This window comes from Inquilinus limosus MP06 (assembly GCF_000767795.1).
Lineage (GTDB): Bacteria > Pseudomonadota > Alphaproteobacteria > DSM-16000 > Inquilinaceae > Inquilinus > Inquilinus limosus_E.
In genome coordinates, this window is the sequence record NZ_JANX01000183.1 from 1 (window position 1) to 10235 (window position 10235).

A 10235-nucleotide genomic window follows, 5' to 3' on the forward strand; every position below is an offset into this window, starting at 1 on the left:
GCACCCGAAGGCCAGGCCCCGCTGACGGCGCTGGGCATCGCCTCCGCGGTCGAGCGCCTGCTCGGCCTGGCCGGCGGCGCGCCCTCGGCGCCGGGCCTGCATCTGCCGGAGACGCTGCTCGACCCGGCCGAGATGGTGCGACGGCTGGAGGCGTTCGGGACCCGGATCCGCGAGGTTCGCGCCACGGATTGAGCCCGTCACCCGTGCCGGATCTCACCCGCCAAACGGGAGATCCGGCACAAAAAATAGTGACGCCGTCTCAAAGCGATAGCATCGGCGGGCAGCGCATCGGACCGCGTTGCAAATCGCTATGCATATGGTTATAGGCTGAAATGTTCGCGCGCGGGGGATCGGGGCGGTTCCGGGCCGATTCTCCCTAAGCTTTGATGTGGCTGTCCGTCGTTTTCAACAGCGCTGGTGATTCATGTATCGCACTTTTGACGACAACCTTGTCGACCTGAACGGCAAGGTTCTTTTCGTGACGGGCGGCACCGGTTCCTTCGGGCGCAAATTCGTCTCCACCATCCTGCAGCGCTATCGGCCGCGGAAGCTGATCATCTTCTCGCGCGACGAGCTGAAGCAGTACGACATGCAGAACGCCGTGCGGGCGGCCTATCCCGCCGATGTGCACGCCTGCATGCGCTTCTTCATCGGCGATGTGCGCGACCGCGAGCGGCTGGCGCTGGCCACCCGCGGCGTCGACTACATCATCCACGCGGCGGCGCTGAAGCAGGTCCCGGCGGCGGAGCACAACCCGTCGGAATGCATCCACACCAACATCATGGGCGCCGAGAACGTGGTCTGGGCGGCCCTGCAGAACCGGGTGAAGAAGGTCATCGCCCTGTCGACCGACAAGGCCTGCAACCCGGTCAACCTGTACGGTGCCACCAAGCTGGCCTCGGACAAGACCTTCGTCGCCGCCAATAACCTGTCGGGCGACATCGGCACCCGCTTCGCCGTGGTCCGCTACGGCAATGTCGTCGGCTCGCGCGGCAGCGTGGTGCCGTTCTTCCGCCAGCTGCTGGAGCAGAAGGCCGAGGCGCTGCCGATCACCGACGACCGCATGACCCGGTTCTGGATCACGCTGCAGCAGGGCGTGAACTTCGTGCTGTCGAACTTCGAGATCATGCGCGGCGGCGAGATCTTCGTGCCGAAGATCCCGAGCATGAAGATCACCGAGTTGGCCCACGCCTTGGCGCCGAATCTGCCGCACCGCATCGTCGGCATCCGCCCGGGCGAGAAGCTGCATGAGGCGATGATCGCGGTCGACGACGCGCATGCGACGGTCGAGCTGGCGGACCGCTACGTGATCGAGCCCCAATTCGGCGAGTACACCCGCACCTCCTTCACCGAGGATGCGGGCGGCAAGCCGGTGCCGGACCGCTTCAGCTACTGCAGCGACAACAACACCGAATGGCTGGACGACCGCGAGCTGCTGGAGATCCTCGAGCGGCACGCGAACTGACGGCCCGCCGGGGCCGTTCCCCGTTCCCTTCCCCCAGGGCCCGCGCGGTTCGGAGGCGATCACCGTGACCTTCCTGCCCTATGGCCGCCAGTATATCGACCAGGACGACATCGACGCCGTCGCCCGGGCGCTGCAGGCCGACTACCTGACCACCGGCCCGACGGTCGGCGAGTTCGAGCGCGCCTTCTGCGCCGCCACCGGCGCCCCCTTCGCCGCCGCCTGCTCGAACGGCACCGCGGCGCTGCACCTGGCGACGCTGGCGCTGGGCCTCGGGCCCGGGGATGTCTGCGTCGTCCCGGCCGTGACCTTCCTGGCCACCGCCAACTGCGCCCGCTTCGTCGGCGCCGACGTCGTGTTCGCCGATGTCGACCCGGAGACCGGGCTGATGCGGCCGGAGGATCTGGAGACGGCGATCGCCCGGATCCCGCAGATCCATCCGCAGGGCCGGTTCGCCGCCGTGCTGCCGGTGCATCTGGCCGGCCAGACCGTGCCCCTGGCGCCGATCTCCGAGATCGCCCGCCGCCACGGCGCCTTCGTGATCGAGGACGCCTGCCACGCGCTGGGCACGGAGTACGACACGGCGGAGGGCCGGGTCCAGGTCGGCACCTGCACCCATTCCGACCTCGCCTGCTTCTCCTTCCACCCGGTCAAGACCATCGCGCTGGGCGAAGGCGGCATGGTCACCTCGGCCGATCCGGAGCTGCAGCAGAAGCTGGCGCGGCAGCGCTCGCACGGCATGACCCGCGACCCGGACGCCTTCGTCAACACCGAGCTGGCGGTCGACCCTGCCCAGGCCGGGGTGAACCCCTGGTACTACGAGATGCAGGAGATCGGCTTCAACTACCGGCTGACCGACATCCAGGCGGCGCTCGGCATCAGCCAGCTGCGCAAGCTGGACTGGTTCAAGGCCCGCCGCCGGGCCCTGGCGGCGCTGTACGACGAGGCGCTGGCGCCGCTGGCCCCGGCGCTGCGGCCGATCGCCAAGGCGCCGGGCTGCGACCCGGTGCTGCATCTCTACGAGGTGCTGATCGACTTCGCCGCGATCGGCCAGACCCGCGGCCAGGTGGTGCGCGCGCTGCACGCCAAGGGCATCGGCACCCAGGTGCACTACATCCCGGTCAACCGGCAGCCCTATTACGAGGACATCTACGGCCGCCGCCCCCTGCCCGGCGCCGAGTCCTTCTACGCCAGCTGCCTGTCGCTGCCGCTGTTTCCCGCCATGCAGGACGGCGATGTCGAGCGGGTGGTCGAGGTGCTGCGCGAAGTCATCGGGTAAGGCTGCCCCGGTCGACGGACGGCAGCCGTCTCGCGGGCGGGTCCCCTGGACCTGTCGATTCGTTCTTCACTCGGCGCCGGCTGGGGAAGGGATGCCGTCCCGATGTCCGTGACCCGAACCGGCTCCCGCTTCCGGCGAGATGGACTCCGCCGGCTTCACGCGGAACCAGGTGGCGTAAAGCGCCGGCAGGAACAGCAGGATGAGCACGGTGCCGATGGCCGTGCCCCCGATCAGCGTGTAGGCCATCGACCCCCAGAACACCGAATGGGTGAGCGGGACGAAGGCCAGCACGGCGGCGAGCGCCGTCAGGATGACGGGGCGGGCGCGCTGGACCGTCGCCTCGACCACAGCGTGATAGTCGTCGAGCCCGGCATCCCTGTTCTCCTTGATCTGTCCGATCAGGATCAGCGTGTTGCGCATCAGGATGCCGGCTAGCCCGATCAGACCCAGGATGGCGTTGAAGCCGAAGGGCTGGTTGAAGGCGAGCAGGACCGGCACGGCGCCGACGAGGCCCAGCGGGGCGGTCAGCATCACCATGGCTGTCGCCGAGAAGGAGCGGACCTGCAGCATGATGAAGACCAGCATCAGGGCGATCATGATCGGGAACACGGCGGCGAGCGCGACATTCGCCTTGCCCGCCTCCTCGATCGAGCCGCCCGTCTCGATACGGTAGCCCTCGGGCAGCGAGGCGATCAGCGGCTGCAGGGCCTGCAGCACGCGCATCGAGACTTCAGGCGGCTGGGCGGTCTCGTCGATGTCGGAGCGGATGGTGATCGTCGGGGTCCGGTCGCGCCGCTTCAGGATCGGATCCTCCATGCGCACCTCGGCACGGCCGATCTGGTCGAGCGGGATCAGCTTTCCGTCGCGGCTGGTGAGCGAGAAATCGGCGAGGCGGGCGGGATCGAGCCGCTCGCCACCGGCGCTGCGGGCGACCACGTCGACGGTGCGGATGTTCTCGCGGACCTGCGTGACCGTGACGCCGGTGAGCAGGAACTGCAGCTGCTGTGCCGCTTCCGCCGGCGAGAGGCCGATCAGGCGCAGCCGGTCTTGGTCGAGAACGTAGCGCAGGGTCGGCACGCGGTTGCCCCAGTCGCGATTGGCCTGCCGCACCTCGGGCACGCCCCGCATGACGGCGAGGGCCTGTTCGGAGATCCGGCGCAGCTCGCCGGCATCCGGTCCCATGATCCGGAACTCGACCGGGAACGGCGTGTAGGGCCCGAACACCAGCTGGGTGACGCGCAGATAGGCTTCGGGCGCGAGCCCCTCGGCCACGGCCGTGCGCAGCCGGCGCTTCAGGGCTTCGCGGGCCTCCGCGTCGGGGGTCAGGATGACGATCTTGGCGAAGGCGGGGTCGGGTAGTTCCGGCGACAAGGCCAGGAAGAAGCGCGGCGCCCCCTGGCCGACATAGCTGGTGACGATCTGTGCCTCCGGCTGATCCGCCAGCCAGCGCTCGACCGTCTCGACCGTCTTCTCCGTCGTCTCGATGCTGGTGCCCTCCGGCAGGCGCACCTCGACCAGCACCTCGGGACGGTCGGAGGTCGGGAAGAACTGCTGCTTCACCGCCCCCATGCCGACGACCGACAGCGCGAAGACCACGCCCACCGCGCCGCAGGTGAGGAATTTGCGGCGCACGGCGAAACCGATGACCCGGCGGAGGCGCCGGTAGTTCGGCGTGTCGTAGATGGCGTGATGCCCGCCTTCGACCGGCTTGATCGCGGGCAGCAGCTTCACGCCCAGATAGGGCGTGAAGACGACCGCCACGATCCAGGAGGCGATCAGGGCGAAGCCGACGATCCAGAAGATGTTGCCGGCATATTCGCCAGCGGTCGAGCGTGCGAAGCCGACGGGCATCAGCCCGACCACCGTCACCAGCGTCCCCGACAGCATCGGTGCCGCGGTGTGGCTCCAGGCATAGGCCGCGGCCGCGATCCGGCCCATGCCCTCCTCCATCTTCACCACCATCACCTCAATGGCGATGATGGCGTCGTCGACGAGCAGCCCGAGCGCGAGGATCAGGGCGCCGAGGGTGATGCGGTCGAAGAAGCGGCCGGTCTCCAGCATGATCAGGAAGACGACCGCCAGCGTCAGGGGAACCGCGGCCGCGACGACGATGCCGACCCGCCAGCCGAGGCTGAGCAGGCTGACCAGCAGCACGACCCCGAGCGCCATGGCGAATTTCAGCATGAACTCATCGACCGACTCCGTGATGTTCACGGCCTGGTCGGTCACCTTGGTCAGGCTGAGCCCGAGCGGCAGGCTGCCGGCGATCTTCGCCGTCTCGGCCTCCAGCGCGCGGCCGAGATCGAGGCCGTTCCAGCCGTCCTGCATCACCGCGGACAGCATCAGCGCCGGCTCGCCCTGATGGCGGATGATGAAGGTCGCCGGGTCCTCGTAGCCGCGCTGGACATCGGCGATATCGGAGAGCTTGAGGGTGCGGCCGCCGGCGGCGACGGGCGTGTCGGCGATCTTCTGCAGGTCGTCATAGGCGCCGTCGAGACGGATGAAGACCTGCGGTCCTTCGGTGTCGATCGAACCGGCCGGCGTCACCGCATTCTGCCGCTGCAGGGCAGCGAAGATGTCCTGCGCCGAGACGCCGAGCGTGACCAGCCTGGCATAGGAGAATTCGACGAAGATCCGTTCCGGCCGCTCGCCGAGAATGTCGATCTTCTTGACGCCGGGCACCTTCAGGAGCTGCTGGCGGATGGTCTCGGCCTGCCGGACCAGCGCGCGCATCGGCATGCCCTTGGCCTTCAGCGCATAGAGCGCGAAGCTCACATCCGAATACTCGTCGTTGACGAACGGGCCCATCGCTCCGGCCGGCAGGTTGCGGGCCTCGTCGCCCGGCTTCTTGCGAGCCTGGTAGAACTGCTCCTGCACCGCGGCCGGCGGCGTGCTGTCCTTCAGGGTCAGGGTCATGAAGGCGAGGCCGGGCCGCACCATGGTCTCGACCCGGTCGTACCATTGCAGCTCCTGCAACCGCTTCTCGAGCGGCTCGGCGACGAGATCCTGCATCTCCTGCGCCGTCGCGCCCGGCCAAGCGGTCGTGACGGTCAGCACCTTCACGGTGAAGGCGGGATCCTCGGCGCGGCCGAGCTTGAGGAAGGCGACGGCGCCGGCGATCGCGATCCCGATGATGAAGAACAGCGTCACCGAACGCTCGCGGACGGCGAGCGCGGAAAGATTGAAGCTCATGACGCATCCGCCTTTGCGACCGACATGCGGACGGTCTCGCCGTCATGGAGGAGATGGGCCCCCAGGGCTGCGATCCGCTCGCCGGGCTCGAGGCCCGAGACGATCGCAGTCTCCCCACCCAGCCGGCGTATGGTCACCACCCTGAAGCCGACGGTGGATGTGGCCTGGTCGACCGCCCAGACGCCGGTCCTGCCGCCGTCATTCAGAACGGCGCCGATCGGAATCTCGACAAGGTCGGCGGCATCGGCATCCGCGACCCACAGCGTCACCGTCGCGCCCAGCGGCGCCGACGCAGCATCGCCGTCCAGCACGTAGCGTGCCTCATAGGTCCGGGTCTGCGGGTCGGCCGAATCCGACAATTGCCGCAGACGCGCGGGCCAGCGCCGCTGGTCGAGCCCATAGACGGTCGCCTCGGCCTGCGAGCCCAGGACCGGCCTGACGGATTCGGGAAGGGTGACGATGGCCTCACGCGGCCCGGCATGGGCGAGCTGCACCACCACCTGCCCGGCCGCGACGACCTGGCCAGGCTCGCCGAGCGTTTCGACGACGACACCGTCCGCATCGGCCGTGAGGGTGGAATAATCGGCCTCGTTCGCCGCGACCCTGGCCTCGGCTTCAGCGGCGGCGAGCTGCGCCTCGGCGGAGTCGAGCGCCGCCCTGGCCTGCTCGTAACGCTGCTTCGTCGCCCACCCCTTCGCGAGCAGATCGGCATATCTCGTATTGTCGGCGCGGGCCTGCACCGCGACCGCGCGGGCGGCGACCGCTGCGTTCTGCCTGGCCGTCAAGGCGAGGCGCAGATCCGTCTCGTCGACGCGCATGAGCGGCTGGCCGGCCGCGACGCGCTCGCCGACATCGACCAGGCGTTCGACAATCTTGCCGGGCACGCGGAAGCCGAGATTGCTCTGCACCCGCGCTGCGATTGAGCCGGTGTATCCCCGCTCGGCATGGCCGACGGTCCTGACCTCGGCGATCGCAACGACCGGCGAAGCGCTGCGCGGATCGTCCTGCACCCTCCGCTCCTCGGCCGCTCCGGAGACCACGACGACGCCCGCTGCGCCGATCACCAGCAGCGGCAGAGCCACGAAGAGCAGGAGGCGCGTCTTGTTCATGACCGGGATCCCGACGACTGAGGCAGGCGGAAATCAGTGTATATGCACGTATCTTCCAAAGCTGAGGGTCTCGGGGCCATCGTTCAGCCCTTGCCCACAGACCCGAAACGCTCCAGCGAGGACGTCAGCTGCGCGAGCTCTTCTGGAGGCATGTCGCGCGTCACCGCCTGCTGCGCCCGATGCCATCCCTCTCCGGCGCTGGCGAGGATTTCCTCGCCGGCTGCCGTCAGGGTGATGCGCCTCGCCCGCGCATCGTGCTCGTCGGCGGCCACGCTCAGCAGCCCGCGCCGGGCGAGCGGTTTCAGGTTCTTGGTCAGGGTCGTGCGGTCCATCCCGAGCACCTCCGCAACTTCCCCGATGGTCGGGGATCGAAGCTGCCGGAGCGCGAGAAGGACGGAGAACTGCCAGTTGTTGATCCCGAGCGACCGGAACGCCTCGTCGAACCGACGGCCGATGATCCGCCCGGCCCGCTGGATGCGCTGGCACAGGCAGGTGCGGACGATGAGGTCGGCGGTTGCGTCGTCGAGAGCTTGCAAAGATGACATGCCGCGCAAAATAGGTGCATACGCACCTATCGTCAAGAAGCGCGATCTCCTTTTTATTACGATCATAATTCATCGGCTGACACGATGGAGAAGGCTGCTCCAGCCGCCGCCCGGGGCTGTCCTACAGGAATCCGTGCAGCCACAGCGCCGCGGCATAGAGGGCAATCCCGAGCCCCAGGCGCCAGACGGCCAGCTCGCCGAGCTTCAGCTCGCCGCGGCCCGATAGGATGGCGGCGAAGGGCAGGCGCGAAGTGCGGCGGGCGAACTCGTCCCAGGCCGGCCCCAGCCGCGCCGCCCGCTTGCGGTCGATCGAGACCATGCCGTTCAGCGCCGTCACCAGGATGGCGCCGAACAGCAGCACCCCGGCCCAATGGCCGTTCACCGTCAGATGCGCCAGCGCCCAGAGGGCGAAGGCCCACAGCATCGGATGGCGGGTGATCCGGGTGATGCCCACGACCGGAAGCTCCGGCCCCAGCCGCTCCGCCGCCACCTGGGTGGGGTTGCCGGGCCCGAGGCTGCAGGCCAGCAGCACGAAGCCCAGGAACACCAGCACCGCCGGCACCCAGAAGGGCGCCGGGGCCCAGAGCGGTTCGTACGGCGCGCCGCGATAGACCAGGGCCAGCCAGACCAGCCCGGCGGCGCTGAGCACCGAGAACAGGCCGCTATAGCCCATCTCCCCCAGCCGGCCGGCCACCGCCGGGCGCAGCGGGCCGGCGACTCCGAGATGCAGAACCACCCAGAACAGCGCGGCGAGAGCGAGCGACAGCATCGTTGCGACCTTTACAGCAGGATCGATTCGGTCGATGTTGACGGCAGCAACATACGGACGGATGTGGACTGTGTCAACATCGGAGCGGGATGCCCAGCCCTATCATCATGGCGACCTGAGCCGGGCACTGGTGGCGGCGGCGCGGGCGCTGCTGGAGGAATCGGGGCCGGAGGCGCTGAGCCTGCGCGATGTCGCCCGCCGGGTGGGGGTGTCGCACAACGCGCCGTACCGGCACTTCCCGACCAAGCAGGCGCTGCTGGCGGCGGTGGCGGCGGAGGGATTCTCGATCCTGTCCGCCCGGCTCGCGGAGATCCCGACGGGGGCCGGGATGGCGGCGGGGTTCCGCGGCTATCTCGGCTTCGCGCGCGAGCAGCCGGGGCTCTACCGCCTGATGTTCGACGGCGGGCTGCAGAAATCGGCCGACCCGGCGCTGTGGGCGGTGGGCGAGCGCGCCTATGACGGGCTGCGCCAGGCCGTGCACAGCCTGGCGCCGGGGGCGGACCGGGCCGCGGTGGTGGCCGCCTGGGCCCAGCTGCACGGGCTGGCGCTGCTGGTCATCTCCGGCCAGCTGGCCGACGACCTGGTGCGCGACGGCGCGCTGGATGCGCTGGCCGGCCGGGTGGGGGCGATTTTGGAGGCCGGGCTGCGCGGCGCCGGCACCCCCTGAAACGGCCGAACCAGAAATAGAACAGAAATTCTGAATTGCCTTCCCATTAAAAATCCTGTTCAATTCTCGTGATCAACCGACTTCGGCGGCGGACCCGGGCTGAGGCCCCGTCCGGCGCCGATGAATCGGGCGACGAAACCGAGGGAGGACCAGGAATGCTTCGGACATTGCTGTGCGGCGCAGCCATGGGCGCCGCCATGGTGCTGGGCCTGGCGGCGGCGCCCCAGGCGGCGCAGGCGGCCAATGAGCGCTTCGTGCTGATCAGCCACGCGCCCGATTCCGACAGCTGGTGGAACACCATCAAGACCGCGATCCGCGAGGCCGGCCAGCAGGTCGGCGCCAAGGTGGACTACCAGAACCCGTCGACCGGCGACCTCGCCGACATGGCCCGCATCGTGCAGCAGGCCACCGCGTCGAAGCCCGACGGCATCATCATCACCATCGCCGATTTCGACGTGCTGAAGGGCCCGATCACCGACGCGGTGAAGAAGGGCATCCCGGTCATCACCATCAATTCGGGCACGGCGGAGCAGAGCAAGCAGCTCGGCGCGCTGATGCATATCGGCCAGCCGGAATACGACGCCGGCAAGGGCGCGGGCGAGAAGGCCAAGGCCGCCGGCGTCACCAAGTTCCTGTGCGTCAACCACTACATCACCAACCCGGCCTCGGTGGAGCGCTGCCAGGGCTTCGCCGACGCGCTCGGCGTCAAGCTGGGCGACCAGATGGTCGATTCGGGCATGGATCCGGGCGAGGTGCAGACCAAGGTCTCGGCCTTCCTGCGCGCCCATCCGGACACCAACGGCATCCTGACCCTCGGGCCGAACTCGGCCGAGCCGACGATCCAGGTGCTGCAGGCCAACAAGCAGGCCGGCAAGATCTTCTTCGCCACCTTCGACCTGAGCCCGGCGATCGCCGCCGGCATCAAGGACGGCACGGTGACCTTCGCCATCGACCAGCAGCCCTACCTGCAGGGCTACCTGCCGGTGGTGCTGCTGGCGAACTATGTCCGCTACGGCGTGATCCCCAGCAACAACATCAACTCCGGCCCCGGCTTCATCACCAAGGACAACATCGCCCTGGTCGAGAAGCTGGCCGGCGAGTACCGGTAAGCCGAGAGCACCTTGTGATCCCCCCTCCCCTCGCGGGAGGGGGCAGGGGGAGGGGGTCGCACCGAAGCGACGACCCGGCCGGCCCCGCTCCTCGCATCGACAG

General features: G+C 68.8%; 9 protein-coding genes. 5 read left to right on the forward strand and 4 right to left on the reverse strand.

The features are described from left to right. The 3 genes from P409_RS15790 to pseC form a co-directional block, all read left to right on the forward strand. Nucleotides 1–192: hypothetical protein (locus tag P409_RS15790; protein ID WP_034838903.1), on the forward strand; the 192-nt coding region annotated here is incomplete at its 5' end. 232 nt (nucleotides 193–424) lie between these two features. Next, complete coding sequence (gene pseB / locus P409_RS15795; RefSeq protein WP_034838907.1) at nucleotides 425–1465, forward strand: UDP-N-acetylglucosamine 4,6-dehydratase (inverting); 1041 nt, start codon at nucleotides 425–427, stop codon at nucleotides 1463–1465. A 64-nt stretch (nucleotides 1466–1529) separates the two neighbouring features. Next, on the forward strand, nucleotides 1530–2741 hold the full coding sequence (gene pseC, locus P409_RS15800) for a UDP-4-amino-4,6-dideoxy-N-acetyl-beta-L-altrosamine transaminase (protein WP_238578701.1): 1212 nt from the start codon (nucleotides 1530–1532) through the stop codon (nucleotides 2739–2741). Between the two features lie 66 nt (nucleotides 2742–2807). On the opposite strand, the gene P409_RS15805 is transcribed toward pseC, so the two are convergent. From P409_RS15805 to P409_RS15820, 4 genes are all read right to left on the reverse strand, one after another. Next, complete coding sequence (locus P409_RS15805) at nucleotides 2808–5933, reverse strand: efflux RND transporter permease subunit (RefSeq protein ID WP_081991535.1); 3126 nt, start codon at nucleotides 5931–5933, stop codon at nucleotides 2808–2810. Beyond that, entirely contained in the window at nucleotides 5930–7042 is a 1113-nt protein-coding gene (locus P409_RS15810; RefSeq protein WP_034838911.1) for an efflux RND transporter periplasmic adaptor subunit, read from the reverse strand. Before P409_RS15810 ends, P409_RS15805 begins: the two co-directional genes overlap by 4 nt. A gap of 83 nt (nucleotides 7043–7125) precedes the next feature. Beyond that, nucleotides 7126–7578 carry a MarR family winged helix-turn-helix transcriptional regulator gene (locus P409_RS15815; RefSeq protein ID WP_034838934.1) on the reverse strand — a complete coding sequence of 151 codons (453 nt, stop codon included), beginning with the start codon at nucleotides 7576–7578 and terminating at the stop codon, nucleotides 7126–7128. 130 nt (nucleotides 7579–7708) lie between these two features. After that, nucleotides 7709–8356 (reverse strand): NnrU family protein, encoded by a 648-nt coding sequence (locus tag P409_RS15820; RefSeq protein ID WP_034838916.1) that lies wholly within the window; start codon nucleotides 8354–8356, stop codon nucleotides 7709–7711. Nucleotides 8357–8426: 70 nt separating this feature from the next. Here P409_RS15820 and P409_RS15825 point away from each other — a divergent pair, with 70 nt between their 5' ends. Together P409_RS15825 and P409_RS15830 are read left to right on the forward strand one after the other, a co-directional pair. Further along, on the forward strand, nucleotides 8427–9023 hold the full coding sequence (locus P409_RS15825) for a TetR/AcrR family transcriptional regulator (RefSeq protein ID WP_052120724.1): 597 nt from the start codon (nucleotides 8427–8429) through the stop codon (nucleotides 9021–9023). Nucleotides 9024–9178: 155 nt separating this feature from the next. Next, nucleotides 9179–10132: a sugar ABC transporter substrate-binding protein gene (locus P409_RS15830; protein ID WP_081991536.1), complete on the forward strand. Its 954-nt coding sequence runs from the start codon at nucleotides 9179–9181 to the stop codon at nucleotides 10130–10132. The last annotated feature ends 103 nt before the right edge of the window (nucleotides 10133–10235 follow it).